28 protein-coding genes are annotated in these 25,699 nt (G+C 40.7%); 10 read left to right on the forward strand and 18 right to left on the reverse strand.

Annotation, left to right across the window (positions count from 1 at the left end; translation table 11 throughout):
* Window positions 1-57 precede the first annotated feature (57 nt).
* Genes FTV38_RS01570 through ppx form a run of 5 tightly spaced genes read right to left on the reverse strand, consistent with a single transcriptional unit; the run spans window position 58 to window position 5,167 of the window.
* A complete protein-coding gene (locus FTV38_RS01570; protein WP_078189567.1) occupies window positions 58-621 on the reverse strand; it encodes a YggT family protein in 564 nt (187 codons plus the stop codon).
* A gap of 27 nt (window positions 622-648) precedes the next feature.
* The gene (proC, locus tag FTV38_RS01575) at window positions 649-1,479 is read right to left on the reverse strand and encodes a pyrroline-5-carboxylate reductase (protein ID WP_168378486.1); all 831 of its coding nucleotides are present in this window, start codon (window positions 1,477-1,479) and stop codon (window positions 649-651) included.
* The gene (gene tilS / locus FTV38_RS01580) at window positions 1,476-2,852 is read right to left on the reverse strand and encodes a tRNA lysidine(34) synthetase TilS (RefSeq protein ID WP_180020958.1); all 1,377 of its coding nucleotides are present in this window, start codon (window positions 2,850-2,852) and stop codon (window positions 1,476-1,478) included. The genes proC and tilS overlap by 4 nt, the downstream gene beginning before the upstream one ends.
* Window positions 2,789-3,613 carry an acetyl-CoA carboxylase carboxyltransferase subunit alpha gene (locus FTV38_RS01585; protein ID WP_078189570.1) on the reverse strand — a complete coding sequence of 275 codons (825 nt, stop codon included), beginning with the start codon at window positions 3,611-3,613 and terminating at the stop codon, window positions 2,789-2,791. Before FTV38_RS01585 ends, tilS begins: the two co-directional genes overlap by 64 nt.
* A gap of 33 nt (window positions 3,614-3,646) precedes the next feature.
* A complete protein-coding gene (gene ppx, locus FTV38_RS01590) occupies window positions 3,647-5,167 on the reverse strand; it encodes an exopolyphosphatase (protein ID WP_078189571.1) in 1,521 nt (506 codons plus the stop codon).
* Window positions 5,168-5,433: 266 nt separating this feature from the next.
* Here ppx and trxA point away from each other — a divergent pair, with 266 nt between their 5' ends.
* From trxA to FTV38_RS01605, 3 genes are all read left to right on the forward strand, one after another.
* Window positions 5,434-5,760, forward strand: coding sequence for a thioredoxin (trxA, locus tag FTV38_RS01595; protein ID WP_078192629.1), 327 nt, complete (start codon window positions 5,434-5,436; stop codon window positions 5,758-5,760).
* 325 nt (window positions 5,761-6,085) lie between these two features.
* Window positions 6,086-7,354: a transcription termination factor Rho gene (gene rho / locus FTV38_RS01600; RefSeq protein ID WP_067731074.1), complete on the forward strand. Its 1,269-nt coding sequence runs from the start codon at window positions 6,086-6,088 to the stop codon at window positions 7,352-7,354.
* 412 nt (window positions 7,355-7,766) lie between these two features.
* Window positions 7,767-8,018 (forward strand): hypothetical protein, encoded by a 252-nt coding sequence (locus tag FTV38_RS01605; protein WP_180020960.1) that lies wholly within the window; start codon window positions 7,767-7,769, stop codon window positions 8,016-8,018.
* Window positions 8,019-8,321: 303 nt separating this feature from the next.
* Here the strand turns inward: FTV38_RS01605 and FTV38_RS01610 are convergent, their stop codons facing one another.
* The 3 genes from FTV38_RS01610 to pheS all read right to left on the reverse strand — a co-directional run bounded on the left by FTV38_RS01610 (window position 8,322) and on the right by pheS (window position 12,107).
* Window positions 8,322-8,618 carry an integration host factor subunit alpha gene (locus tag FTV38_RS01610; RefSeq protein ID WP_004649746.1) on the reverse strand — a complete coding sequence of 99 codons (297 nt, stop codon included), beginning with the start codon at window positions 8,616-8,618 and terminating at the stop codon, window positions 8,322-8,324.
* A complete protein-coding gene (gene pheT / locus FTV38_RS01615) occupies window positions 8,615-10,996 on the reverse strand; it encodes a phenylalanine--tRNA ligase subunit beta (protein WP_180020962.1) in 2,382 nt (793 codons plus the stop codon). The genes FTV38_RS01610 and pheT overlap by 4 nt, the downstream gene beginning before the upstream one ends.
* A 130-nt stretch (window positions 10,997-11,126) precedes the next feature.
* Window positions 11,127-12,107: a phenylalanine--tRNA ligase subunit alpha gene (gene pheS, locus FTV38_RS01620; protein WP_078192633.1), complete on the reverse strand. Its 981-nt coding sequence runs from the start codon at window positions 12,105-12,107 to the stop codon at window positions 11,127-11,129.
* A 159-nt stretch (window positions 12,108-12,266) separates the two neighbouring features.
* Between pheS and FTV38_RS01625 the strand changes: the two genes are divergently transcribed.
* Window positions 12,267-13,295 (forward strand): hypothetical protein, encoded by a 1,029-nt coding sequence (locus tag FTV38_RS01625; RefSeq protein WP_180020963.1) that lies wholly within the window; start codon window positions 12,267-12,269, stop codon window positions 13,293-13,295.
* An 84-nt stretch (window positions 13,296-13,379) separates the two neighbouring features.
* On the opposite strand, the gene FTV38_RS01630 is transcribed toward FTV38_RS01625, so the two are convergent.
* The 3 genes from FTV38_RS01630 to FTV38_RS01640 form a co-directional block, all read right to left on the reverse strand.
* A complete protein-coding gene (locus FTV38_RS01630) occupies window positions 13,380-13,592 on the reverse strand; it encodes a hypothetical protein (RefSeq protein WP_111884721.1) in 213 nt (70 codons plus the stop codon).
* A gap of 110 nt (window positions 13,593-13,702) precedes the next feature.
* The gene (locus tag FTV38_RS01635) at window positions 13,703-14,254 is read right to left on the reverse strand and encodes an adenylate kinase (protein WP_180020965.1); all 552 of its coding nucleotides are present in this window, start codon (window positions 14,252-14,254) and stop codon (window positions 13,703-13,705) included.
* Window positions 14,255-14,324: 70 nt separating this feature from the next.
* Window positions 14,325-14,705 carry a hypothetical protein gene (locus FTV38_RS01640; RefSeq protein WP_180020967.1) on the reverse strand — a complete coding sequence of 127 codons (381 nt, stop codon included), beginning with the start codon at window positions 14,703-14,705 and terminating at the stop codon, window positions 14,325-14,327.
* A gap of 71 nt (window positions 14,706-14,776) precedes the next feature.
* On the opposite strand from FTV38_RS01640, the gene FTV38_RS01645 reads away from it, so the two are divergent.
* Window positions 14,777-15,931 carry a hypothetical protein gene (locus FTV38_RS01645; protein WP_180020969.1) on the forward strand — a complete coding sequence of 385 codons (1,155 nt, stop codon included), beginning with the start codon at window positions 14,777-14,779 and terminating at the stop codon, window positions 15,929-15,931.
* A 68-nt stretch (window positions 15,932-15,999) separates the two neighbouring features.
* Here FTV38_RS01645 and rplT read toward each other — a convergent pair whose 3' ends face one another.
* Window positions 16,000-16,359: a 50S ribosomal protein L20 gene (gene rplT / locus FTV38_RS01650; RefSeq protein WP_004647525.1), complete on the reverse strand. Its 360-nt coding sequence runs from the start codon at window positions 16,357-16,359 to the stop codon at window positions 16,000-16,002.
* Between the two features lie 11 nt (window positions 16,360-16,370).
* On the reverse strand, window positions 16,371-16,565 hold the full coding sequence (gene rpmI / locus FTV38_RS01655) for a 50S ribosomal protein L35 (RefSeq protein WP_065994397.1): 195 nt from the start codon (window positions 16,563-16,565) through the stop codon (window positions 16,371-16,373).
* A gap of 223 nt (window positions 16,566-16,788) precedes the next feature.
* On the opposite strand from rpmI, the gene FTV38_RS01660 reads away from it, so the two are divergent.
* The 3 genes from FTV38_RS01660 to FTV38_RS01670 all read left to right on the forward strand — a co-directional run bounded on the left by FTV38_RS01660 (window position 16,789) and on the right by FTV38_RS01670 (window position 19,688).
* Window positions 16,789-18,042 (forward strand): MFS transporter, encoded by a 1,254-nt coding sequence (locus tag FTV38_RS01660; RefSeq protein WP_180021181.1) that lies wholly within the window; start codon window positions 16,789-16,791, stop codon window positions 18,040-18,042.
* Between the two features lie 104 nt (window positions 18,043-18,146).
* A complete protein-coding gene (locus tag FTV38_RS01665; RefSeq protein WP_180020971.1) occupies window positions 18,147-18,881 on the forward strand; it encodes an energy transducer TonB in 735 nt (244 codons plus the stop codon).
* A 60-nt stretch (window positions 18,882-18,941) separates the two neighbouring features.
* On the forward strand, window positions 18,942-19,688 hold the full coding sequence (locus FTV38_RS01670; RefSeq protein WP_180020973.1) for an energy transducer TonB: 747 nt from the start codon (window positions 18,942-18,944) through the stop codon (window positions 19,686-19,688).
* Here the strand turns inward: FTV38_RS01670 and FTV38_RS01675 are convergent.
* The gene (locus FTV38_RS01675; RefSeq protein ID WP_180020975.1) at window positions 19,676-20,104 is read right to left on the reverse strand and encodes a YqaA family protein; all 429 of its coding nucleotides are present in this window, start codon (window positions 20,102-20,104) and stop codon (window positions 19,676-19,678) included. The two genes, FTV38_RS01670 and FTV38_RS01675, sit on opposite strands and share 13 nt — an antisense overlap.
* A 12-nt stretch (window positions 20,105-20,116) precedes the next feature.
* Entirely contained in the window at window positions 20,117-20,401 is a 285-nt protein-coding gene (locus FTV38_RS01680) for a hypothetical protein (protein WP_078192639.1), read from the reverse strand.
* A 181-nt stretch (window positions 20,402-20,582) separates the two neighbouring features.
* Between FTV38_RS01680 and FTV38_RS01685 the strand changes: the two genes are divergently transcribed.
* A complete protein-coding gene (locus FTV38_RS01685) occupies window positions 20,583-20,948 on the forward strand; it encodes an energy transducer TonB (RefSeq protein ID WP_180020977.1) in 366 nt (121 codons plus the stop codon).
* A gap of 77 nt (window positions 20,949-21,025) precedes the next feature.
* Here the strand turns inward: FTV38_RS01685 and FTV38_RS01690 are convergent, their stop codons facing one another.
* Complete coding sequence (locus FTV38_RS01690) at window positions 21,026-21,643, reverse strand: glutathione S-transferase N-terminal domain-containing protein (RefSeq protein ID WP_180020979.1); 618 nt, start codon at window positions 21,641-21,643, stop codon at window positions 21,026-21,028.
* Between the two features lie 315 nt (window positions 21,644-21,958).
* On the opposite strand from FTV38_RS01690, the gene FTV38_RS01695 reads away from it, so the two are divergent.
* Window positions 21,959-22,420: an Hsp20 family protein gene (locus tag FTV38_RS01695; protein WP_168378471.1), complete on the forward strand. Its 462-nt coding sequence runs from the start codon at window positions 21,959-21,961 to the stop codon at window positions 22,418-22,420.
* 703 nt (window positions 22,421-23,123) lie between these two features.
* Here the strand turns inward: FTV38_RS01695 and infC are convergent.
* Together infC and thrS are read right to left on the reverse strand one after the other, a co-directional pair.
* Window positions 23,124-23,672 carry a translation initiation factor IF-3 gene (gene infC / locus FTV38_RS01700; RefSeq protein ID WP_078192643.1) on the reverse strand — a complete coding sequence of 183 codons (549 nt, stop codon included), beginning with the start codon at window positions 23,670-23,672 and terminating at the stop codon, window positions 23,124-23,126.
* 5 nt (window positions 23,673-23,677) lie between these two features.
* Window positions 23,678-25,600: a threonine--tRNA ligase gene (gene thrS / locus FTV38_RS01705; protein WP_180020981.1), complete on the reverse strand. Its 1,923-nt coding sequence runs from the start codon at window positions 25,598-25,600 to the stop codon at window positions 23,678-23,680.
* Window positions 25,601-25,699: the final 99 nt, after the last annotated feature.

Genomic DNA, 25,699 nt, shown 5'->3' on the forward strand with positions numbered 1-25,699 from the left:
AATCCACAAAAAAGGACGCCTCGGCGTCCTTTTTAATTTAACTCGTCTTAGCTCAGATTAAAGACCAGTCAATAATGCAATTGCGACTTGCTTCATAATGGTTTCCGCAACCAACAATGCCAAAATCGCAAAAATTGGTGACAAGTCAATCATCCCCATATTTGGAAGAATACGACGGAATGGTGCAAGTAGCGGTTCTGCCAATTCTTGAACCACTTCAATATAAGGCGAACGTGACTGACTAAACATCACGACCCAACTCAAAATAATCGATGCAAAAATTAAGTAACGACAGAAACGGATTAAATCCTGAATCATGGTCACAAAGGTCATAATGATCAGATGGAATGGACTATTCACTGCCACGCCAGACAAATACATCAAACCAAACATTTTTAACAAATACAGAATCACCACCAACACCAAAGCTGCGGTATTGACTCGACCTTTGGCCAAAGTTGGGAAAATTCGGCTAAAGATATCGACAATTTTTGTTGCTTTTGCTGTAGCCAAAACCACAGGATTATATGGACTGACCGCAGCAAGCTGCATTAAAAAACGGAAAAATACGAGCAAAATTGCAACGTTAATAATGATTCCAAAAATTTGAGCAGAGCCCATACTTGAACTTTCCTAAATCAAATCGAATTATTTGGTGCTTTCGCTTAACTCTTGTGCCAACTCTTGGCTACGCTTTTGCGCTGCGGCTAAAGCGGCCTGAATATTTTGTGAAATCTGAGCACGATCAAACACTTCAATCGCGGCTTGTGTTGTACCGTTTGGAGAGGTTACATTTTTACGTAACTCCGCAGGACTGTTAGCACTGGTAATTGCCATTTGTGCGGCACCTAATGCAGTTTGCAAGGTGAGTGCTGTAGCTACTTTTTCATCCAAGCCCATGTTTTTACCTGCACGGATCATACTTTCCATCATATAGAAAAAGTATGCAGGACCTGAGCCAGAAACTGCTGTTACCGCATCAATTTGCGCTTCTGAGTTTACCCAAAGTGTTAAACCCGTTGAAGCCAAAACTTGACTTGCAAGATCACGATCTTCAGCCGAAACCGCTTCACCTGCATATAAGCCATGCGCACCGGTTTGAACTAAAGCCGGTGTATTTGGCATGACACGAACAATACGCTCTGTGCCTAATAGTTTTGAAATCGTTGCAATTTCTGCACCTGCAACAATTGAAATCACCAACTTCCCTTCTAGCAAACCTTGTAATGGTGCCAAAACTTTTGCCAACACCTGAGGTTTAACTGCAAAAAGAACAATGTCAGCATCTCGAATTGCCGCAACATTATCATCGGTCACATGCAAATCTTTTTCAGCCAAAAGCTCACGTACTTTTTCTACGGGATCTGAAACTGTAATACGTGTAGTCGGGACACCACGTGCAATTAGGCCACCAATTAAAGCCTGTGCCATGTTGCCGCCACCAATGAAACTGATATTACAATTTAGAATTGCGCTCATGATTGAAGATCCGATATTGCAGATTTAGCGTTAAGAGATAATGTCGGTTGCCAGCCAGCTTGAGTACAAAATTCAGACTGCGCCAACCAAAAGCCCTGAGGCGTAAAGACGCCTAGCATAACATTATCTCGGCTTAATATTTGAATAGTATGACGCTGCCATGGAAAAATTTGCGCCTGCTGAATGGCTTTTTTCAAAGGCCAACTTCCGACACGACCATATAAATGAATTTTTTCGCCGCCAAGGCGTGGGCGTATCTGCAGTTGCTGCCCCAATAATTCAGGTGATAAGCCAACCTCTGAGGGTTGAATCACAAAATGGCCGGCAGGCAACTTGAGGCACTGACCTGCAACACAAGTTACAACTTCAACCTCTTGAATGGATTCTGCTGGCAGATAATCCGCTTTGGCAATCCGATGAAGTTGCTGTTGAAAGCGCAGATAATAAAATCCATTCCAGTGTAGTGCCGCTTGCGAGTCTTCGCGTGAGTTAATCACTTCTGAAACTAAACGCTGTACCATTTCAAAGCTTGGACGATATTGCCCCTCACCTTTCATCCAGTGCGATAACAACTGACGCTGACGTGCCAGACTGAGCTGTTGTAAAACCACTAAAGATAAAGTTTGCGATGAACCACAGGCTGCCAAATCTTGTTGCAACACCTCGTGTAAAATTTCATCAGCATCTTGCATCAAATAACTGGTTCGACTCAGGGCTTGCTGCATTTTAGGAAATCGACCACTGAGTACAGGCCATAGAATTTCACGACTCCACGCGCGGTCATAGTCGGTATCAAAATTAGTGAGATCTTGAATATTTTGCACATGCAGTTGTGCTGCCCATTGGCAAATTTGCTCACGTGAAAGATCCAATAGCGGACGCCATAAAGCAAAATCTTCACGTACATCGAATTTTTTCATGGCAGCAAGGCCATGGACACCCGCACCTGAAAGTAGCCGCAACATCAGTGTCTCGGCTTGATCTTGCTGATGATGCGCGAGTACCAATATTTCATCTGCTTGTAAATGTTGGGCAAAGGCTTGATAGCGGGCCGAGCGTGCTTGATTTTCAAGGTTACCTTGCGCAACCTGAACTTTTTGTATGATGAATGGAAGATTCAGCGCTGCACACTGAGCACGTACAAACTCCCCCCAAGCGTGACTACTCTCTTGTAGTTGGTGATCAATATAAATTACCCGTATTTTTTCAGGGCACAAAAACGGCATAAGATGCAGCAGCAACATGGAATCCATGCCACCACTACATCCTATTAAAAATCGGCTTTGTTCAGGCAGCGCCTGAATTTGACTTAAGCAGTCAGCCCTAAATTGTCGCTGCCAAACTTCATTAAACGCTGATAACGCGCTTCGCATCGTTCGTTTGCATCCATTGGTTGCAGTTCTTCTAGAGCTTGCTTCAAGACCACTTTCAAATCCTGCATGACTTTTTCAGGGTTTAAATGTGCGCCTTCCGCTTCGTCCACCACGTATTCCACAATGCCCATCTTCTGCAATTTATCTGCCGTCAATGCCAATGCTTCACTTGCTTGTTCTGCTTTCTCTGCAGTTTTCCACAAAATAGATGCACAGCCTTCAGGTGAAATCACTGAATAAATACTGTGAGATAGCATAATCACACGGTCAGCCACGCCAATACCGAGCGCACCACCCGAACCACCTTCACCCAATACCGTTGCCACTACAGGCACTTTGAGTGAAGAAAGCTGAGCTAAGCTGGTTGCAATCGCTTCGGCCTGACCACGCTCTTCTGCACCTACGCCAGGGTACGCACCCATGGTATCAATAAAGGTAAAGACTGGCAGATTAAAACGCTCGGCCATATCCAATAAACGCTGTGCTTTACGGTAACCTTCGGGGTTACTCATACCAAAATTATGCTGTAATTTTTCACGTGTACTACGACCACGGTGCTGACCTACGATCATCACAGGCTGACCATCTAAACGAGCCAAACCACCAATCATCGCACCGTCATCACCAAATAGGCGGTCACCGTGCAAAGCATCGAACTCTGTAAAAATTTCGCCAACATAATCCAAAAACTGCGGACGTTCAGGATGACGTGCGATCTGAACCGTAGTCCAGGCTTTAGATTGAGCTGCTTTATTTTTCATAGGTCGATCATTATCCCTAACTTAACTGGTCTGTTAATTGATAAATTGTTCCGACTGGATATTCAGTTCAATATCCCAATGCTTAAATTGCACTTGCTCATCATGCAAGTCTGCAACCAACAAAGGCCACTGTTTGGCATCACCAGAAACACTAAGTTGCCATTGTTGCGCATTGTCCACGCTTAATTCAATGGCAGGAAGCATCTCATCGCTGCGACTATGATTTAATAAAACTGCTAAACGAAGCAATAGACATAAGTAAACAAGTTTGTTACCACCGACTTTCATCACATCGACACGTGCATCACTGCGCAACTTACGACGATGATGCGCCACTAAATGTGACAAATGGTTTTGATCAATTTGCGAGAAACCCGGAATATCCGAATGTTGCAACAAATAGGCACCATGACGATGGTAACCACTATGACTAATCGCTAAACCAATTTCATGCAGATATGCCGCACGACGCAGTAAATCACTGTCATCACTGGTCAAATTCAGTGCGGTCGCCACACCATTAAACAGTTGTTGCGCGGTATTGACTACACGCTCAGCTTGTTTCACATCTGCGTTGTAGCGACCCATCAACGCATGTACAGAACGATCTCGAACATCTTCATGTTGGAAACGACCCAAGAGGTCATACATCACGCCTTCACGTAATGCGCCATCCGAATAGACCAATTTATCGATATTCAGCACATCAAAGACGGCATATAAAATGGCAATACCGGCTGGCAAAACTGCTCGACGGTCTTCTTTTAGACCATCAAATTCCATTTCATTGACATGCTTATATTTAAGCAATTTATCTTTGAGTTTAAATAGACCGTCACGTGTCAGTTCTTCCTGATCGTTACTCCAGCCCATATTGACACAAATCTGACGACACGCTTTGATCGTACCGCTTGAACCGACAACAGTATCCCAGCCCGCAGCTTTATAAGTGTTAGCAATACCTGCAATTTCCTTGCGAGCAGCATTTACCGCTTTATCAAAACTTTTCAGGTTAATTTCACCATCGGCAAAAAACGCTTTGGTAAAAGCGACACAGCCCATTTGCACGGATTCAGTATGAATCGGTTCAAACTCTTCACCAATAATCAGCTCTGTAGAACCCCCACCAATATCAATCACTAGACGACGACCACTGTTTGCCATGGTATGTGAAACTCCCAAATAAATGAGACGGGCTTCTTCACGACCAGCAATGATTTCAATGGGTTTCGGTAAAATTTCAGCGGCTTTTTGAATAAATTCATGACCATTTTTTGCTTGGCGCAAGGCATTGGTCGCCACAATACGTAAACGGTTGGCTTGGACAGGATTTAAACGCCCTACAAAACGTGCTAGGCAGGCTAATCCTCGTTGCTGTGCGGCTTCGGTCAAATTTTTATTTTCGTCTAGACCTGCGGCAAGCTGTACTTTTTCTGACATTGATGCAACTTTTTTCACTTCACCATGGTCTACACGTGCGATAGCCAAGTGGAAGCTGTTCGATCCCATATCGATAGCAGCAAGTAATTCTTCATCAATCAAAAAATCAGACATTATTCAAAAAAACCTGTTCAGAATTGTGCTTAGATTAATTCACATACATGCAATTTAAAAGCCATTTATGAGTAGTTCGGGCGGAACTTATCGATTTTTTATCTGAAGCAATGATAGTCATACACGATCATCGGCATCGTGATCATCCATTAGACAAACTGACCATTCAGGTCGAAAATTTACATAACCCCCTACATTGTTATAGTTGGCTATGTAATACTTATAAGCATAGAGTCAACTTAAAAATTAAATCCGGAGCAAAATCCATGTCTGGCAATATCGTAAATACAACTGATGAAAACTTCCAAGCCGATGTACTAGAGTCTGATACTCCTGTACTTGTAGATTTCTGGGCAGGTTGGTGTGCTCCTTGTAAAGCCATTGCACCTGTACTTGAAGTACTTTCAACTGAGTTTGAAGGCAAAGTTAAAATCGTTAAAGTAGACGTAACTTCTTGCGAACAAACAGCTGTAAACTACAACATCCGTAACATTCCTGCATTATTAATGTTTAAAAACGGTGAAGTTGTAGCAACTCAAGTCGGTGCAGCACCAAAATCTAAATTGACAGCTTTCATCGAAGAAAACATCTAATATTTTTTCGATAAAAACACTCGAAAATACGCTGTTTTACACAGCGTATTTTTTTGGTTGATAAATTGACAAATGCTGCGTTCTCTCTTATATTGTTTACTCAAGAAATTAAGGATCTCAAATCCTGTCATTTTCTTACAACACACAACACATAAAATGCCGCTCGGCAACAGAATTGTTTTTCACATCTCTCTTCATATAACGAATCAGATCTCTGAATTGTTTTGTGCAAACCAATTGCTATCGTTTCTTGCACGATCGCGGCACATTTGTTGCTCCCTTTTCCAACCTGTACCTCAGAATTTTAGATTCTATCTGACCACCTATGAACTTAACCGAACTCAAGAAAAAACCGATTGGCGAACTCATCAAGATTGCCGAGTTTATGGGCCTCGAAGGAATGGCTCGTAACCGTAAGCAAGATATTATTTTCGCCATCTTAAAGCGCCACGCAATGAACGGCGAAGAGATTTTTGGTGATGGCGTTCTAGAAATTCTGTCGGACGGCTTTGGTTTCTTACGCTCTGCAGCGGGTTCTTACCTAGCCGGCCCTGACGATATCTATGTGAGCCCATCACAAATCCGTCGCTTCAACCTTCGTACTGGTGACACTATTACAGGTACGATTCGTCCACCTAAAGAAGGCGAACGTTACTTTGCATTATTAAAAGTTAATCAAATTAACTACGACACACCCGAAAACTCACGTAATAAGATTCTTTTCGAAAACTTAACACCTTTATTTCCAACCGAACAATTGGTAATGGAATTAGGTAATGGTACAACAGAAGACTTAACTGCGCGTGTGGTTGACTTGGTTGCTCCGATTGGTAAAGGTCAACGTTCAATTATCGTTGCACCGCCAAAAGCCGGTAAAACCATGTTGTTACAAAACATCGCTCAGTCGATTGTTCGTAACAATCCTGAATGTTTCTTGATTGTCCTTCTAATTGACGAACGTCCTGAAGAAGTAACAGAAATGGAACGTACTGTTCGTGGTGAAGTAGTTGCTTCAACATTCGATGAATCACCAGCTCGTCACGTACAAGTTGCAGAGATGGTGATTGAAAAAGCTAAACGTCTTGTAGAACACAAAAAAGATGTAGTGATTTTACTTGACTCAATTACTCGTTTAGCACGTGCTTACAACACTGTAATCCCTTCATCTGGTAAAGTTCTTACTGGTGGTGTGGATGCCCATGCTTTAGAACGTCCAAAACGTTTCTTCGGTGCAGCACGTAATATTGAAGAAGGTGGTTCACTGACAATTATCTCAACTGCGTTGATTGAAACTGGCAGTAAGATGGATGAAGTGATCTACGAAGAATTCAAAGGTACAGGTAACCAAGAAATTACCCTAGACCGTCGTATTGCTGAAAAACGTGTGTTCCCTGCGATGAACATCAAAAAATCAGGTACACGTCGTGAAGAGCGCCTAATGTCTGAAGATAACCTCCGTAAAGTTTGGATTTTACGTAAATTGCTTCATACACAAGACGAACTTGCAGCGATGGAATTCTTGCTTGATCGTATGAAAGAAACCAAAACCAATGATGATTTCTTTGATCAAATGAAACGTAAAGCATCCAACTAAGTTGAATGTTTGACTGAAAAGGCCATCTATAACGATGGCCTTTTTATTTGGTTGACTTTAGTTACACAAAGAAACATTTGATGGATTTCCATGTAAACTTATTTTCAAGTTGATGATTATAAAAAATATATTTTAAAAAACCCTATTCTTTTTAGTGGTTTATTTGCTATTTCCCCAATATAAATCTTTCTCTTAATTGTTATTTTCTGTTAAAAAATGGTCGTTTTTCACCTATTTTTCACGGTTTTTTCAAAGTCGCTAGTAGCATTTCAAAATACTCAGTGATAGCATACACGCAGACCAGTTAGACTGCTCTATGCATTTTTAATACCTATTCAAATTAGGCATAATAAAAGCACACAACAGACTAACGCAGGTTATTTTTTAATCTCATATTTTAGAGAGTGATGCCATGTTATTCAAAAAAATCGCTATTACTGCTGCAGTTGCTACTACTTTAGCTTTCGTTGGTTGTGCTAAAAAAACTGAAGAAGCTGCTCCTGCTGCTGCATCTGAAGCTGCTGCTTCTGAAGTAGTTGCTGCGTCTGACGCTGCTGCTGTTGAAGCTACTGCTGCTGCATCTGAAGCTACTGCTGCTGCTTCTGAAGCTACTGCTGCTGCTTCTGAAGCTACTACTGCTGCTTCTGAAGCTGCTGCTCAATAATCTAACCGATTATTCAGCACAAAAAGAGAGCCCTTTGGCTCTCTTTTTTATTGCCTCAAACTTTAAACCTTAGTTCATAAAAAATAGCTAATATTCAAAATACTAAACCCATGCTTATTGAAAAATAAAAACTGAAGATTTAGCTCAAAGAAAGCCACAATCAATCTTTACGACAACTCAACTCAACTCAACTCAACTCAACTCAACTATATCGTCTCACCTTAAATCGAATATTCTTCAACATGACTTGTGCGATAGATGATGAACACTGCGCCTCCTAAATCAAAGGCAAAAAAAAGCAGATCAATCGATCTGCTCATTTCCAACACGTTGACGGAATTTTTGTCCCGCACGGAAGGTCACTACACGACGGGCAGAAATCGGAATTTCTTCACCCGTTTTCGGGTTACGGCCTGGGCGTTGACGTTTATCACGCAACTCGAAGTTACCGAAACCAGAGAGTTTAACTTGTTCCCCAGAGATTAGCGCTTGGCTAATCTCATCGAAGAATAACTCGACCATTTGTTTTGCTTCACGACGGTTTAAACTCGTGAGCTCACTTAAATGATCAGCCATTTCTGCTTTTGTTAATGCTGTCATGAAGCCCTCAATGTCGCCTGGTAAGTGTTTTCCAACACCTGAAGTATGTTATCCATACCGGTTTTGATTTCAGCATCTTCTAATGTACGTGTTGGATGTTGCCATTGAATTGCAAATGCCAATGAGCGCTTGCCTTCTTCGACACCTTGACCAGTGTACACATCGAATAACCAAACTGCGTCTAAAAGCTCACCGCCGGTTTTTTCGATAAGTTGCTGAATTTCACTAACATTAATCTTATCACTAATTAAAAGCGCAATATCACGTCGAACCGACGGAAAACGTGATAATTCTGTAAAATTAGATACATAAGTTTGCAAAACAGCCGATTGATCCAACTCAGCAACCCAAGTTGTCGCCAAATCCAACTCATCTTCTAAAGATGGGTGTAAACGACCGAAGTAACCAATTGATTGACCATTGACTAAGATTTCAGCAGATTGACCTGGATGCAACCACGTACGCTCTGAACGTACATATTCAACATTTAAACGTGCAGAATTTAAAATCTCTTCTACATCGCCTTTAAAGTCAAAGAAATCCATTGGCTGTGCTTTACCATGCCAAGATTCAGTCGTACGCGAACCTGTTGCAACCAGTGCAAATGTTGGGATCTGTTTAAGATCATGAATGCTGTTCGCACCTTGATAATCAAAACGTAGACCAAGCTCATAGAAACGCACACGGTTTTGTTGACGGTTCACGTTGTATTGCACACATGGGATCAAACTTGATAATAAGGTTGAACGCATCACTGCAAGGTCGCTAGAAATCGGGTTTGCAAGCGCTAGTGGTTGAACCTGTGGATTCAATTGTTTCTCTAGTTTCGCATCTGCAAAGCTAAAGCTAATCGCTTCTTGATAACCCAAAGCCACTGCAGTTTGACGTAACTGAACCAATTCAAATTGGTCTTGGTATTTCGCTAGTTTGACATCAATCACCGGCAAGCTAATTTGAATATTGTCGTAACCGTGAATACGTGCTACTTCTTCGATGAGGTCTTGATAAATCGCCATGTCAAAACGATGTGATGGTGGTAAAACAGTCCACTCACCTTCTGCTTTCACAGTAACATTGCAACCCAAACGCGTTAAAGCATCCGTAATAAATGCAGATTCAACTTTATAACCGAGCAGTTGATCAACTTGCGCTTGGTTCAGTTCAATGGCTTCACGTTTTGGTAATAACTCTACTTTTTCAGCAACAGTAATTGGACCAAACTCACCACCAGCTAAATCAGCAATAAGCTGAGAAGCACGATGCATTGCAGTCATCGGCAATTCAAAGTCTACACCGCGTTCATAACGCTGAGATGCATCGGTATGCAAACCAAAACTACGTGCACGACCTGCGATATAGAGTTGATCAAAGAACGCCGACTCAAGGAAAATTTCAGTGGTATCGTCAGAAACGGCTGAACTTAGACCGCCCATGATCCCTGCAATCGCCAAGGCTTTTTGATCATCCGCAATCACCATCACGTTTTCAGATAATTTAACTTCTTGTTCATTCAACAACGTTAACTTTTCTGCTGCTGTTGCTTGGCGTACACGAACTGCCCCTTCAACTTTACCGCCATCGAATGCATGTAAAGGTTGACCCAATTCCATTAAAACGTAGTTGGTAATATCGACCAAAATACTGTGCTGACGAATGCCTGCACGAGCTAATGCACGCTCCATCCACTCAGGAGTTGGTGCTTTGGTATTGACGTTTTTGATCACTCGACCTAAGTAACGTGGGCAACCATCAGTTTCAACAACAACTTTCTTCTCATCAGTAATTGTTGCAGCAACTTCTTTAATTTCAGGGGCAGTCACAGGGAGTTGATTAATCACACCAATTTCACGTGCAATACCACGAATACTGAAGCAGTCACCACGGTTTGGCGTGATGCTGATATCAATCACATTGTCATCAAGATCTAAATATTCACGCACATTTACACCAACAGGTGCATCGGCAGGAAGCTCTAATAGACCGTCGATTTTATCTTCAAGATCAATTTCAGACGCACCGCACAGCATGCCTTGTGATTCAACACCACGAAGCTTGCCTTTTTTAATTTTGAAATCGCCCGGAAGTACTGCACCAATGGTTGCTACAGGAGCTTTCATGCCTACACGTACGTTTGGAGCTCCACAAACGATTTGTAACGGCTCGCCTGAACCGATGTTTACAGTAGTGACACGTAAACGGTCAGCATCGGGATGTTGAACCACTGTTAAAACTTCACCGACTACTACACCAGTAAATGGTTTTGCAGCAGGAGATAAATCATCAACTTCTAAACCTAACATGGTCAGTTGGTCAGAAAGTGTATCGCTATCAATGGCTGGGTTAACCCATGTACGCAACCAATTTTCGCTAATTTTCATTGTATAAAAACCTATTAATTCTAAATTTCTAATCCCCTCTAGCGCCCCTTTAAAGAAAGAGGACGAACCCTAAGTCATGATGAACACCCCCTCTCCTTTTAGGAGAGGTTAGGGAGAGGTATAAAACTGTTTAAGCAAATTGGCGTAAGAAACGCACATCATTTTGGTAGAACATACGCAGGTCATTAATGCCGTAACGCAACATGGCAAAACGCTCTACACCTAAACCGAAGGCAAAGCCTTTGTATTTTTCTGGGTCGATGCCAGCGGCTTGTAAAACGTTTGGATGCACCATACCGCAGCCCAAAACTTCCAACCATTTACCACGTTCATCCATGATATCCACTTCCGCACTTGGCTCTGTAAATGGGAAATAAGATGGACGGAAACGTACTTTCAAATCTTTTTCAAAGAATTCATTTAACAAGTTAACCAACAAACCTTTTAGTTCTGCAAAGCTGGTGTTTTCAGCCACATACAAACCTTCGATTTGATGGAACATTGGCGAATGCGTTTGGTCCGAGTCACAGCGATAAACACGACCAGGACACACAATACGGATTGGAGGCTGCTGATTTTCCATCGTACGAATTTGCACGCCTGAGGTATGCGTACGAAGTAAATGATTCGCATCAAAATAGAAAGTGTCGTGCATCGCACGTGCAGGATGATGACCCGGAATGTTCAATGCTTCAAAGTTGTGATAATCATCTTCAACTTCTGGACCAGTCGCAACAGTAAAGCCAGCTTTGGTAAAAAATTGGCAAATACGTTCTTGAACTTGGGTCACAGGGTGAATACTACCCACCGTTTGACCACGGCCGGGTAAAGTAATATCAATCGTTTCGCTAGCAAGCTTTTGTTCTAATGCAGCTTTTTGTAATTCAGCTTGACGAGCAGTCAGTGCGCCAGTAATCGATTCACGAACGGCATGAATTTGAGCACCAAAAACTTTACGTTCTTCTGGGTCCATTTTACCGAGCGACTTCGATTGTTCCGCGAGCTGGCTTTTCTTCCCTGTAAATTGCACTCGCACTTGGTCGAGTGTAGCAAGGTCCTCTGCTGCTGCAATCGCAGCGAGCGCTTCAGTGGTCAGGGCTTCCAGTGACATAGTAACTCTCAAAGCAACAATTTAAAAAAATAATATAAACCCCTTATTCTAACAGTTTTTAGCCGTTATGATGAAGCGCATTCACAAGTTAAAATTGCATTAGCATCAAGTTTTAAAAAAAGTATAAGATAAACACAATATCAATGGGATCCAATCTTTATGGCACTCGATCCAATCTGGAAACAACAGCTCACACTCGTCACTTATGGCAATGAATTTCTCAACCAAGGTTTGAGTTTTCAACGTTGGTTGAATCACCACATTTTTGATCAGCACAGTTTCCATTTTCGTGATTTGCTATCACAGCATTTATTGGCTCAACATTTCCAAATTTGGCTAGAAGGCTTAAAAAAACACGGGGTACAACGCTTAAGCTTACATAGCTCTAGCTTGCTAAATGATGAACAAAATCCGAATGCTAACGTTGAACTTCTTCCCTTTGCCCATTTTATTGTGAGCCACGAACAAAATAAAAAGCAGGCATGGATTTTTGGTAAAGAACTTGCCGAGTGGTATAACGCAGAAAATGACTATGAAGCACCTGTATCCCAACAACTACAAATACGTCGCGAAACTTTTTGGCGCTATGAGCTGAACCATAAACTCATTAAACGCATTGAAGCGGATATGCAGTTACCAAAATGGGATGATATTCATAACTTCACTGAAGCAGAATTATTTTTACAAAAACCTGCGGAAGGTTTTATTGAGCCGGAGGTGTTAGGCACACCTTATTATGGTACGCAGCCCGATCTAAGCAGCGAATCAAATGAATCCGCAAAACTCGCACTCTTGCCAACGGATACACAAGCAGATTTCGCACATGACAGCTTACATCGCTTAGATGCATTAAACCGCCATATACAGTCTAAAATTCAGCATCCCTATCATGCAGATGGCAGCATCTATACACCTGAAGAACAGTTAAATTTACGCCATTTTGCTCAAAAAACTGAAGATTTAACGGCTAAATTTATTGTAAAAGTCGCCAATCACTATAAAACTGCACGTTTAACTCCTGTGGTCGAAAGCTCTCCTCTGGATGGATTTAAAACTGAGCAAAGAAAATCAAATCCTCAGCATGCACACACGCCAAATCCAACCCATAAACCCGGTGCAGGTGGAGTGATTACCTTAATTATTATTACGGTAGTGATTTGCTTATTGGCTTATTACTTCGGACTTTAACTGTATAAATGTGATCAACACTAAAAAGCCCTTCTCATGGAAGGGCTTTTTTATGAACATGCTTATGTATGAAAGACCTCAAAATTATGAGGTCGTTAAATAATTAAACGGACGAATTTCTAATCGAACGCGATGCTGATCGGCATGTTGATTAATATAATGACTGACAGAGACTACTTCCCCCTCAAGCTCTGCGTCTGCACCATACATGATTTTGACTGCCTCACCTTTGCGGGGAATCATTTCGAGCTCTACAGTAATGCTACCTTGACCCATACCAACTATTTCAGCCAACATTTTATTTTCCTTTTGTTCTTTTCTATCCATACATTAGGCATGTCGCAAAGCGCGGTATAAAGATTATTTCTGTAACTTAACTGCACTTTTTATTGATAAAACATCAAAACTTAAACATCAAAAACATAAGAGTCCAATTGTTCTAAAAATGCATCAACTGCATTTGCAGACTTTAAACGAATCCATTGAATATGTTGATATTCAGGTGCATTCATCATCTGTAGATATTTTTCACGATTCTTTTTATGGGTCTTAATCATCCACCAGACAATGGAATCTCGACCAAACATCCGCCATAAACTTTCCTGATTATTTGAATCTGGCCAAAGATCTTGTTTGGACTTAGCCCGAGAAAATGCGCGCTTTACAGAGCGGTATAAATTGACTGGAAACGGAAGGTCTAACCATATCACCGTATCTATTTCCGACCATTTCACCGGAATCGCCCGAGTATAGTTGCCATCAATAACATAACCATTTTTTGCTTTGGCAATTTCAGCTTCGATACGTGCAAAAAAGATTTCGTCAGGACACTCCTGCCAATCATCCAGCCAAAATAGGTTATCCAGTTCAATATAATGTAACCTTAATTTTTCCGCCAAAGCTCTGGAAAAGGTTGATTTTCCAGTGGCTGATGTACCGACTACGTTTATTCTTTTCATTGTCATGATGATCTACTTGAGTCTGGTGAATCTACTCCAAGATAACAGCATTGGATCTGTAGGTTAACTTTTATTCTTTACGATAATCCAAAAGATCTGCATCGATATTGATAAAATCAGGCTTTGGGGTTTGTTCAAATTGAACGGCTAATATATCTGACTGATTAGAAATGCAGGCTTTCGCGACTCGATGCATCCCATCCATCACTCGACCACTGGCACATAAAATAATGGGATAACTTAAGTCTGCATCATTTACCAATTGCAGATGTTCAATAATTTGCTGTGTGGTCGGTACAGATTTTGGAAACCAATATGCTTCATTTAACTCTTGAATGTCATTTACAGGGATTTGCTGAATCTTAAAATTTTGACTGAGTTTTACTAAACGATGTACATCCCAAATATACGTATCATCACCTACTTGGCGGAAGTGATACTGTTTGCGCACCAGGCCGTTACCTTTTGAATCAAATTCAAGCTAAGATAACTTACAATTGAAAAATAAAAAAATGATTCATTATGCTAGATCATTACGAGCAATTTATTCTTGGTTTGCAATATAACGCTCAACGCTTTTTTAACCAGAAAATTTACTATGACGAGATTTTGCACCCATGGTGCGGCCAAGCTTGCGACATTTTCTTGATTCGCGATTTTAAAACCAATGCATTACTACATGACTCAATTGATCATTTGATCATGTATATGGCTGAAAAGCGGATTAGAACATGCTCACTTTATCCATTTGATCTTCTTTTTGAGCATGCAAAACTTAATCAACATCCTCATTTTGACTTTGTAAAAACCAACTACCCTCTTGCTGTTTTCCACAACAATTTAAATCAAGCCTTTGCACTGGTTCAAATCCAATCTGAAACGAAAATTTTAGATATCAGCCCTATTGGTGATCCTCGGGAGTTTTGGGGTGCAAGTTCCACACAATTTCATGACGCATTCGGGCTGTTTACATTGATTGAGCTCAATCAACAACAGCGGAACGAATGCTTTTGCTTTGATAAAAAATCGAGTTGGAGCAGTTTAGTAAATAGCATTCAACTGGATTTATTTGAACATCCGTTTTCTACCCACACTCAGCCTCAATTTAAACTGATCCATAATTTGTATTATTATGACCTTCAGGATGATTCACTCCCTCTTCTTTTGGAGAATCATCAAGCTTCACCTCAAGTTGGATTAAGTCTGCTTAAAATGCTCAATTCAATCGAAGCTGCTATCAAAAATTTAAAACATGTAAAAAACGAAAGTTCACCGATCCATTTATTTACAACCGAAGAATATGCACAACTATTGGATTATGAGTACAAACTGTCAGAACACCATGTAGATGTCACGTGCTATACAGCCAATCATTTCAAGCACGAAAATTTAGTCAATGATGAAGAGAAAGCTTTACTCAAACAACTACAGAAAAAATACCCCAAAGTTAATTATTTCAAGGCAACATCTGATCAAGCTCTTTCCGCCACCAACACTTCAACAGATAAAGAGCCTGAAAAACCATGGGTTGCATTTTTTTCTTTAGTTTTAATTTTTGCCATGCTATTCGCTTTACTTTATGGCTTTTATTTACTTTTTAAACAATTTGAGTTTATAAAATTTGCCGCAATCACAATTGGCATCATTGTGTTTTTAGCCATATGGTCGAAAAAATAAGATGTCTAATCAAATTCGTCCATAAAAAAAAGACCGCTAAAAGCGGTCTTTTTTTAAGTCATAAAGACTTATGCAGCTAATGCATCTTTAGCTTTAGAAGCTAAAGCAGCAAACGCAACTGCGTCATGCATAGCGATGTCAGCAAGTACGCGACGGTCGATAATCACTTGAGCTTTTTTCAAGCCAGCGATCATACGGCTGTACGACAAACCATTTTGACGAGCACCAGCATTGATACGCGCAATCCATAGAGCACGGAATTGACGTTTCTTTTGACGACGGTCACGGTAAGCATATTGACCTGCTTTGATTACTGCTTGGAACGCTACGCGATATACGCGTGAACGAGCGCCGTAGTAACCTTTAGCACGAGCAAGAATTTTTTTATGACGGCGATGAGCCTGTACACCACGTTTAACACGAGCCATTTATAATCTCCTTAGATGTATGGGCACATACGGCGAACTGAAGCAACGTCACTTACGTGAACCATTACACAGCCGCGTAATTGACGGATACGCTTAGCAGATTTTTTGGTCAAAATGTGTCGTTTGAACGCTTGGTGACGTTTAAAACCGTTTGCAGTTGGCTTGAAGCGTTTAGCTGCACCACGGCGAGTTTTCATCTTAGGCATAAGAACCTCTTTTGAACACCTGTTCGGCACGTCTGCACCATTGCAAAGACGCCCTGCAGGTAAGGGAGCGAGTATTCTAAAGCATCTTTGCTCAAAACAAAAGCGAATCTTTCTACCGAATATCGAACTTAATTAATTTTCTGATATAGATTTTCCGATGATTTTATAAGCGATGCCCAATAAGGCTTATATAATGTCGGCACGCCAACTATTAATGTCCATTATGAAACCTGCACAGGATGCTTTTGCAGCCCTACGTTATCGGGATTTCTCGATTGTTACGCTTAATCAATTTTGTCTGACCTTAGCCATTTTGATTCAAGAAATTATTGTTGCTTACTCACTGTATCAAATCACTAAAGACCCGCTAACACTGGGCTTAATTGGTTTAGCTGAAGCAATTCCTTTTATTGCTCTCTCTTTGTGGGGAGGATACTTTGCAGATCGTTTCAATAAACAGACCATTATGAAAATTTGTCTGTTTTTTTCTGTACCGATGCCACTAATTCTTTGGGGGTTATTTCACCAATATGGTCTCGGCCAAATTGATGTCACCCAACTGTCTTGGGGAATTTATGCGGTCATTTTTGGGCTTGGAACGATCCGTGGTTTCTATAATCCCTCGGCAACGTCGCTTAAACCTTTTTTAATCCCGCGGGAGCTCTATGCCAATGGTGCAACATGGACAACGATTGGTTGGCAAAGTGGGGTGATTATTGGGCCAATGCTTGGCGGTTTTATGTTGGCATTTTTAGGCCGTGAAACCAGCTTACTCAGTGTTGCGGCGCTACTAACGGTCTGCTTCGTTCTCATTAACCTACTCAATAAACGCAGTTTTCCTAAAATTGAATCTGACAATTTAAAAGATAGTTTAAGTGAAGGTTTTCGATTTATCTGGAAAACCAAAATTGTCCTTTGGGCGATTTCACTCGATTTAGTTTCTGTGCTTTTTGGTGGCGTGATTGCCCTCTTACCGATTTTTGCCGAAGATATTTTAAAAGAGGGGCCTGAAGGTTTAGGCTACTTACGGGCAGCACCGTCTATTGGCGCCCTGATCACTATGATTGCATTGACCAAATTCCCTCCAACTCATCATGCATGGCGTAATATGTTATTGGCTGTAGCGGGTTTTGGTGTATTTACCATTTTATTCGCATTTTCAAGCAATCTTTGGTTATCACTCTTTGCACTGGCAATGACTGGGGCATGTGACAGCGTGTCTGTGGTGGTTCGTCAGACCATTTTGCAACTTTATCCACCTGAAAATATGCGAGGTCGTGTTGCTGCGGTGAATGGCATGTTTGTTTCTAGCAGTAATGAACTTGGAGCTTTTGAATCGGGACTTGCAGCAAAATACATGGGCACGATCATGGCGACACTTTTTGGTGGTTGTATGACCATGGCTGTTGTTGCAATCAGCTGGGCAAAAACCCGTGACTTGTTTGGGATCGACATTACCCATCAGTCAAAAAAATAATGGCATATTTTCCATTTAAACCTTGCCAGTATTTCCAATACAGGAAATACTGCGCAGCAATATCGACGCATTCATCACTCACATTGTGATCTTAGAATAGACTTATGAAACAATATCTGTGCTTAACCCTTTTGGCCTGCGCTCCATTTTCTACAGCGTTTAGTGCTTCAACCAAAACCCATCAACTTCCGGCACAGAATATTGAAGTTGCTCCTGCGCATTTAACCACGCGTTTAAATTGGTCGGTTTTTCCAAAACCAGTATATGCCAATGAAGACCTCAAGCAACGTGACCGCGCGGCCATTATTCGTGTCACAGCGAATGCAAAAGGTACAATTACCGATGCAAGTGTTGAAGAAAGTACAGGTGTCGATCAACTCGACCGAATCTTAATTTCTGCTGTCAAAAAAGCTAAAGTCAAACCACATTTAGAAAATGGTGAAGCCAAAGCCATTATTGGCTATCAAGCGTTTAATTTGAGAGTTAAAAGCAATACACCTGAATGTGATTTCAACTTTGATTCAAAAGTTTGGAATGCACAAAGTGCAGATAAGAAAACGCCATTCCAATATGTATCTCAACCAAAATTAGATCTCACTAGTCATGAGTTGAAACAGCATGATCGTAAAGTCAAATTTAACTTTAAAGTGGATAAACACGGACAAGTAAAAAAGGTCAAGATCAAGCAAGGCTCTGGCATTTATGCACTCGATCAGAAAGTCGTTGAAGCACTAAGAAATAGTCAGATCTCGGTTAAACGTACTGCGAGCACCCTTTGGATCTATAAAAAGTCGAACTTTAAAGATGAAATTCAATTTAAAGTGAATGGCTGCTCATAATCTCAATTTTTAGCGGCATTAAAATAATGAATTGGCGTGCCGCGCACTGATGGAATGACTATGTTGAAACAATATACAGCAATAGGTCTAATGCTCTGTGCAAGCACAGTGATGTGCACGCAGTATGCTGCCGCTGAGACTGCGCCCGCCAGCGAAGTAAAAATATTGCAAGACAGACCTGTCAGCTGGATGCGCGCACCCAAAGTTAAATTTGAGCCAGGAGATCTGGAAGGACGCCCTAGATTTGTCAATGTCGCAATTGATGCAGACAACTCGGGCAACATTACCGCAGTCAAAATCATCACCAGTTCAGGCTTGCCAGATTTGGATGATATGGTCATTAACGCGGTAAAAAAGGCACGCTTCAGGCCTTATATAGAATCGGGCATCAGCTATCCCTTCCGAGCGACGCAGCCATTTGAATTTAATGCTGATGACTATTCATCGACACGTAAAACACCAAAAAGAAAGCCCATCAAAACCTGCTGGGCTGATTTTGAGCCCGAGGGCTTGCAGCTCCAACAGTCTGGCCAACATAGAACATTTCAATACAAAGACGTCCCCGCAATGAAGCTGCCGATGACGGAATCTGAAGCAAAACAATTCAGCATAGATTTTAGTTTTAGCGTAGATCGTAAGAACCAAATTTCCGATATTCGTTTAATACAAAGTCCAAGTGATCCAATTGCCCGCTTGCTATTAAAGAAATTTGAACTGGCAAAAATCGAAGCGCCACGTAAGTTTTATCAGATCTTTAAAATTCAATTTAAAGAGCGCATTCAGCTGAAAAATATTCAATGTAATTGAAAAAATAGCCCGTAGATAAACAGATAACGTCCAATTTTGGCGATACTGACCAGTGTGAAAAATCGCCAGAAGTTTTCTTTCATTAAACCCGCGATTAAAGTAATTGGGTCTCCAATAATCGGCAGCCAACTCAGTAGCAAAGACCAATAACCATATTTGTGATAAATACCCTGTGCCTGCTGCATTTTCAGCTCTGACACGGGAAACCATGTTTTATTTTTATAATGTTCTATTTTTAAACCGAGCCACCAATTTACACAGGAACCGAAGATATTTCCGATACTGGCCACCAAAATCAGCAGCCATGGATTATGTTGACTATAGGTCAGCAAGCCGAGCAATACGGCTTCGGACTGTAAAGGAAGTAAGGTCGCAGCCCCAAATGCCGCGAAGAATAAAACTAAAAATGACCACATCGAAACGAATGCTTAGAGACCTAATTTTTTCTTCGACTTCAAATATTCAAAATTTGACCAAAGCACTGCTGCAACAATTACAACGATTCTCGACCATTTATATTGTGAAGAAATCGGTTCAATCGCAGCCCGCATCAAGTTTTGATCTTTGGTATGTAAATCTGCAAGAATATTTTGAACATGCACAATTTCAGCGACAAATAGCACTAAGCAGCCTGCAATACCAAAAATAATACTCCAATAGATTCTTGGGTTATTTTCAACAATACGGGTAAAATTTAAGAAAAAGTCTTTCATCGCAAAATCGTCCAACTAAGCCGTCAACAACGCGTTCTTTTCGGCAGCGCCGCATTCTAACACAGCGTTAGAATTTTCTTCCGTCCTATCTAAAATCTTAAGGGGAGTCTTTCCGCACTTTACTTTTATACATGAGACTTCTAATCTGCCACGCAAATATTGAATAATTTTAACTCACTTTATGAAAAAAATTCTTTGCTTAAGTTTTATCGTGTTATTACAAATTTTGACCGCTTTATATGCACAAAGTCCTTCTGAAGTTGCCAAACAACACGTGATTACACAAGATCAAATGATTTGGCAAAAGCGACCTATCTTTAACTTCAACAATGACGATCTGGGCAATCAAAATCGTGACCTTAGTTTTAAATTGTATGTTTTAGCCACCGGCGAAGTTCAAAAAGCTGAATTAATCAAAAGCTCTGGACTTACACACATTGATAAGCGGGTTGAGCAGTCACTTTTACGTGCCAAGTTCAAACCTTATATCGAAAATGGTGTAGCCTCCCCTTTGTTGCCTTACAGCCCTTCTCACTCAAGATACTGAAAGAAAACCAAAGACCTTGGTGGAAAAAGCTTCTATTCATTCCATAAAAAAAAGAGCATGTTTCCATGCTCTTTTTTTTAAACCTGTATCGCTAAGGCTTTTTGTACCGCTGGACGGGCCGTCAGTCGATCAATATAGTCTTTCACGTATGGATAATCTTCCAGCTGAATTTGCTGCCATTCATGACGCAGTGCCCAAGGCAGAATAGCCATATCTGCAATCGAATACTCTCCAGCCACAAATTTTTGACCAATCAACTGATGGTTCAAAACTTTATATAAGCGTTTAGATTCATTTACATAACGTTCAGTTGCATACGGAATACGTTCAGGTGCAAAACGACTAAAATGATGATTTTGTCCTAACATGGGCCCAAAACCACCCATTTGCCACATCAACCATTGTTCAACTTCAACGCGCTCAAACTCATCTTGTGGATAAAACAAACCTGTTTTACGTCCAAGATATTGCAGAATCGCACCAGACTCAAAAACTGAAATCGACTCTCCTCGTGGGCCATTCTGATCCACGATTGCAGGGATTTTATTGTTCGGAGAAATTCTCAAAAAGTCTGGCTGAAATTGATCATTTTCCAAGATATTAATCGGAAAAATTTGGTATTCCAAACCCATTTCTTCTAAAGCGATGGTAATTTTATGTCCATTGGGTGTACCCCAATAGTAGAGATCAATCATCTATATTCCTTTTTAATTTTCAGTAAGGCAATCTCATTTTGCTTTATGTATAACATGTTTAATCCAGTGAAAGCTTGTCAGTTTTTCTGCAAAGTAACGTTAAAATGTGAATTATCACTTTGCTTTTAAAATCACTTAAGGTACAAAAATTCAAAAAATATAATTTTTTTATAAAAATCCCTTGAAAAAAATCAGCACAGACCGATATTGATACATGTACAAGGATCAAACGATCTTGTTAGTGAACAGTGGATGCCAAGCATCACTGAACATTTCTTATTGTTACAACTTTGCTTATTAAAGAGAGTTCTAATTATGAGTAGTTTAAATCTTAACCCACTTTTCCGTCGTAGCATTGGTTTTGATCGTTTCAACGATTTATTTGATTATGCCATGCAAAGCGACACACCAAATTACCCGCCATACAATATTGAAAAAACGGCTGAAAATAGCTATCGCATTGTGGTGGCAACCGCAGGTTTTACAGAAGATGAACTTTCGCTAAACTTAGAAAATCAAGTGCTAAGCATTTCAGGTAAACCAACTGAAGCGCAAGATACAACTGTGGAATTCCTGCATAAAGGCATTGCTCGTCGTACATTTAAACTGTCTTTACGCTTAGATGAACATATAGAAGTGCAACAAGCCCTATATGAAAATGGTTTATTGACAGTGGACTTACAGCGTATTATTCCTGAAGAAAAACTGCCACGCCAAATTCCAATTGGCAAAAAGGCATTGATAGAAAGTCCTGTCCAAGAAAATAGCGCTGAGTAAACCCTCATAAAAAAAAGACCCTTCGGGGTCTTTTTTTTGAAAAAAATAGTTAAATTCGTAACATGATAAAAAAGAATTAAAATCATCCCATCTCAAAAATATAGTGTCTAGATTGCAAATTTTATGTTCTGATTTTTTATTCCAAACTAAATACTCCATATAGGTGTTTTTAATGAATCCTTGGTGGGTCTGGCTTACAAGCTGTTCATCTACTCTTTTTAAATTTTGACGTATCTTGCAAAAAATAATCCTACTCTGTATTACTATCTATTTATATGAAATGTACTTTGTTCTGATTGCTTTTATGACATGGAATATACGACCTAATATTACCAAGATGAAAATCTATTGGAGGGTACTGAAAACCCCTATTTCACGGCCTGTTTTATGTAAATAGATCTCACATAGTTAGCTCAATAAAAAGCTTTGCTCACTTTATACCTACATTAAAACTAAATTAAAGCATTTCAAAACGTCTGAATCGAAACAACGATTGAATATCAATTAGAATATAATCAAATTTGTCTTTCTTAAAGAAACTTACTCAATACCCTCAGACATAAGTTCGCATTCATGAATTTTGCTCTATTTTCCAATCAATACGCAGCAAAAATTATTGGTGCCCTTGAACATCATTGAGATTAAAAAACCAAAATATAGGCAAAAAAAAGCACTGCAAATGCAGTGCTTTTTTAATGGATACTTACTTTTTCTTTTTAGGACCAAGCAGCATACCCATTTGACGGCCTTCCATTTTCGGGGTTTGTTCAACAACACCATAGTCAACCACGTCAGCTTCAATTTTTTGCAATTGAGCCAAACCTAACTGTTGGTGTGCCATTTCACGACCACGGAAACGAAGCGTGATTTTTACCTTATTGCCTTCTTCAAGGAACTTGATAATGGCACGTAGTTTAACGTTGTAGTCACCAACATCAGTACCAGGGCGTAGCTTGATTTCTTTCACCTGTACTTGATGTTGTTTTTTCTTCGCTTCTTTTTGCTTTTGTTTTAGATCAAACAAATGCTTGTTAAAATCCATGATTTTGCAGACTGGTGGCTCAGCATTAGCAACAATCTCAACAAGGTCAAGATCTACTGCTTCTGCAGCACGCAAAGCGTCAGCAAGAGATACAATCCCTTTTTGCTCGCCATTTTCGTCTACTAGACGGACTTCTTTTGCACGAATTTCATCATTCAAGGCAGGACGGTTTGATTTTCCGCCCTGTTGATTACGGTCAGGCTGTTTAATCGCTTTTACTCCACAATGTACCGGCCGCGTTCGGCTACGGCTGCTTTTACTAGGTCAACGAATGCATCAATTGACATAGTACCCAAATTTTTTCCAGAGCGAGTACGGACGTTTACAGTACCTTCCTCAACTTCACGGTCCCCAAGAACCAATAAGTAAGGAATACGCTCTAAAGTACGTTCACGAATCTTAAAGCCGATTTTCTCATTTCTCAAGTCTGAAATCGCGCGGATACCGCTTTCTTTAAGTTTAGCGACGACTGACTCACATGCTTCAGCTTGTGAATCGGTAATGTTCATCACACATGCTTGAATTGGAGACAACCAAGGTGGCATGAAACCAGCATAGTGTTCAATAAGTATACCAATAAAACGCTCGAAACTGCCAAGAATTGCACGGTGCAACATTACAGGCTGATCACGGTCGTTATCTTCAGTCACATAAGATGCGTCAAGACGTTCTGGTAAGTTAAAGTCACATTGAATTGTACCGCACTGCCATACACGACCTAAGCAGTCTTTGAGTGAGAATTCAATTTTCGGACCGTAGAATGCACCTTCACCCGGTTGAAGTTCCCACTCTAGGCCTGCAGCATCTAAAGCATCTGCTAAAGATTTTTCCGCCATGTCCCAAAGTTTGTCATCACCCACACGTTTTTCTGGACGTGTCGACAACTTCATTTGTACTTCTTCAAAGCCAAAGTCTTTATAAACATCTAAAGTCAATTTAATGAAGTCTGCAACTTCAGTACCGATTTGTTCTTTGGTACAGAAGATATGCGCATCATCTTGGGTAAAGCCACGTACACGCATAATGCCGTGTAATGAACCCGATGGTTCGTTACGGTGACATGAACCAAACTCAGCTAAACGGATTGGCAGGTCACGGTAAGATTTTAAACCTTGGTTGAACACTTGCACGTGACATGGGCAGTTCATTGGTTTTACTGCATAGTTACGGTTCTCTGAGTGAGTCGTAAACATGTTTTCAGCATAGTTTGCTGCGTGACCTGATTTTTCCCAAAGCGTGAAATCAACCACTTGCGGTGTACGGATTTCTTGGTAACCGTTGGCTTGTTGAACTTTACGCATGTATTGTTCAAGCACTTGGTAAATCGTCCAGCCGTTTGGATGCCAGAACACCATACCCGGCGCTTCTTCTTGCATATGGAACAAGTCTAACGCTTTACCAATTTTACGGTGATCGCGTTTTTCAGCTTCTTCAATACGTTTGATATACGCAGCTAACTGTTTTTTGTCAGCCCAAGCTGTACCGTAAATACGTTGCAGCTGTTCGTTTTTCGCATCACCGCGCCAGTAAGCACCAGAGATTTTAGTCAACTTGAACGATTTTAAGAATTTAGTATTTGGAACGTGCGGACCACGGCACATGTCCAAGTAGTCTTGATGGTAGTACAAGCCCATTTCAGTTTCTTCAGGCATGTCTTCGATCAGACGCAGTTTGTATTCTTCGCCGCGTGCAGTGAACTCTTGGATCACTTCATCACGTGGAGTCATTTTTTTGATGACATCATAGTCTTGGTCGATGAGCTTTTTCATGCGCTCTTCGATTGCTGCCATGTCGTCTAAAGTAAAGGGACGTGGCATCCAGATGTCATAGTAGAAACCTTCTTCAATGACAGGACCAATGACCATCTTTGCTTCTGGGAACAATTGCTTAACTGCATGACCCACCAAGTGCGCACAAGAGTGACGAATGATGTGAATACCATCTTCATCTTTAGGCGTGATAATTTGTAGGCTAGCATCTTCTGTAATTAAATCAGACGCATCAACTAAACGATCGTTTACACGACCCGCAACTGTATTTTTTGCTAGACCAGGACCGATGCTTTGAGCAACTTCCATCACAGATACGGCATGATCAAATTCTTTTTGATCGCCATTTGGCAAAGTGATAATTGGCATATAAAAATCCTTAAGGAGTGATGCCCCGTACAATGGAGCATGTCACCGCGAGATTATGATCGAGGGAGACCCTCAAAAGATAAAAACGGTGGATAAATA

This window comes from Acinetobacter sp. YH16044, assembly GCF_013417145.1.
Taxonomy (GTDB): Bacteria; Pseudomonadota; Gammaproteobacteria; order Pseudomonadales; family Moraxellaceae; genus Acinetobacter; species Acinetobacter amyesii.

Bases quoted from the DNA above. Each gene is read 5' to 3' on its own strand.
- FTV38_RS01635 (WP_180020965.1), bottom strand. From the start codon at position 14,254: ATGAAAAGAATAAACGTAGTCGGTACATCAGCCACTGGAAAATCAACC.
- FTV38_RS01625 (WP_180020963.1), top strand. From the start codon at position 12,267: ATGGCACTCGATCCAATCTGGAAACAACAGCTCACACTCGTCACTTAT.
- FTV38_RS01610 (WP_004649746.1), bottom strand. From the start codon at position 8,618: ATGACAGCATTAACAAAAGCAGAAATGGCTGATCATTTAAGTGAGCTC.
- FTV38_RS01570 (WP_078189567.1), bottom strand. From the start codon at position 621: ATGGGCTCTGCTCAAATTTTTGGAATCATTATTAACGTTGCAATTTTG.
- FTV38_RS01680 (WP_078192639.1), bottom strand. From the start codon at position 20,401: ATGAAAGACTTTTTCTTAAATTTTACCCGTATTGTTGAAAATAACCCA.
- tilS (WP_180020958.1), bottom strand. From the start codon at position 2,852: ATGCGAAGCGCGTTATCAGCGTTTAATGAAGTTTGGCAGCGACAATTT.
- rho (WP_067731074.1), top strand. From the start codon at position 6,086: ATGAACTTAACCGAACTCAAGAAAAAACCGATTGGCGAACTCATCAAG.
- FTV38_RS01660 (WP_180021181.1), top strand. From the start codon at position 16,789: ATGAAACCTGCACAGGATGCTTTTGCAGCCCTACGTTATCGGGATTTC.
- thrS (WP_180020981.1), bottom strand. From the start codon at position 25,600: ATGCCAATTATCACTTTGCCAAATGGCGATCAAAAAGAATTTGATCAT.
- FTV38_RS01690 (WP_180020979.1), bottom strand. From the start codon at position 21,643: ATGATTGATCTCTACTATTGGGGTACACCCAATGGACATAAAATTACC.
- FTV38_RS01665 (WP_180020971.1), top strand. From the start codon at position 18,147: ATGAAACAATATCTGTGCTTAACCCTTTTGGCCTGCGCTCCATTTTCT.
- rpmI (WP_065994397.1), bottom strand. From the start codon at position 16,565: ATGCCTAAGATGAAAACTCGCCGTGGTGCAGCTAAACGCTTCAAGCCA.
- FTV38_RS01630 (WP_111884721.1), bottom strand. From the start codon at position 13,592: ATGTTGGCTGAAATAGTTGGTATGGGTCAAGGTAGCATTACTGTAGAG.
- FTV38_RS01645 (WP_180020969.1), top strand. From the start codon at position 14,777: ATGCTAGATCATTACGAGCAATTTATTCTTGGTTTGCAATATAACGCT.
- pheS (WP_078192633.1), bottom strand. From the start codon at position 12,107: ATGTCACTGGAAGCCCTGACCACTGAAGCGCTCGCTGCGATTGCAGCA.
- ppx (WP_078189571.1), bottom strand. From the start codon at position 5,167: ATGTCTGATTTTTTGATTGATGAAGAATTACTTGCTGCTATCGATATG.
- proC (WP_168378486.1), bottom strand. From the start codon at position 1,479: ATGAGCGCAATTCTAAATTGTAATATCAGTTTCATTGGTGGCGGCAAC.
- FTV38_RS01585 (WP_078189570.1), bottom strand. From the start codon at position 3,613: ATGAAAAATAAAGCAGCTCAATCTAAAGCCTGGACTACGGTTCAGATC.
- pheT (WP_180020962.1), bottom strand. From the start codon at position 10,996: ATGAAAATTAGCGAAAATTGGTTGCGTACATGGGTTAACCCAGCCATT.
- rplT (WP_004647525.1), bottom strand. From the start codon at position 16,359: ATGGCTCGTGTTAAACGTGGTGTACAGGCTCATCGCCGTCATAAAAAA.
- FTV38_RS01695 (WP_168378471.1), top strand. From the start codon at position 21,959: ATGAGTAGTTTAAATCTTAACCCACTTTTCCGTCGTAGCATTGGTTTT.
- trxA (WP_078192629.1), top strand. From the start codon at position 5,434: ATGTCTGGCAATATCGTAAATACAACTGATGAAAACTTCCAAGCCGAT.
- FTV38_RS01670 (WP_180020973.1), top strand. From the start codon at position 18,942: ATGTTGAAACAATATACAGCAATAGGTCTAATGCTCTGTGCAAGCACA.
- FTV38_RS01685 (WP_180020977.1), top strand. From the start codon at position 20,583: ATGAAAAAAATTCTTTGCTTAAGTTTTATCGTGTTATTACAAATTTTG.
- FTV38_RS01605 (WP_180020960.1), top strand. From the start codon at position 7,767: ATGTTATTCAAAAAAATCGCTATTACTGCTGCAGTTGCTACTACTTTA.
- FTV38_RS01675 (WP_180020975.1), bottom strand. From the start codon at position 20,104: ATGTGGTCATTTTTAGTTTTATTCTTCGCGGCATTTGGGGCTGCGACC.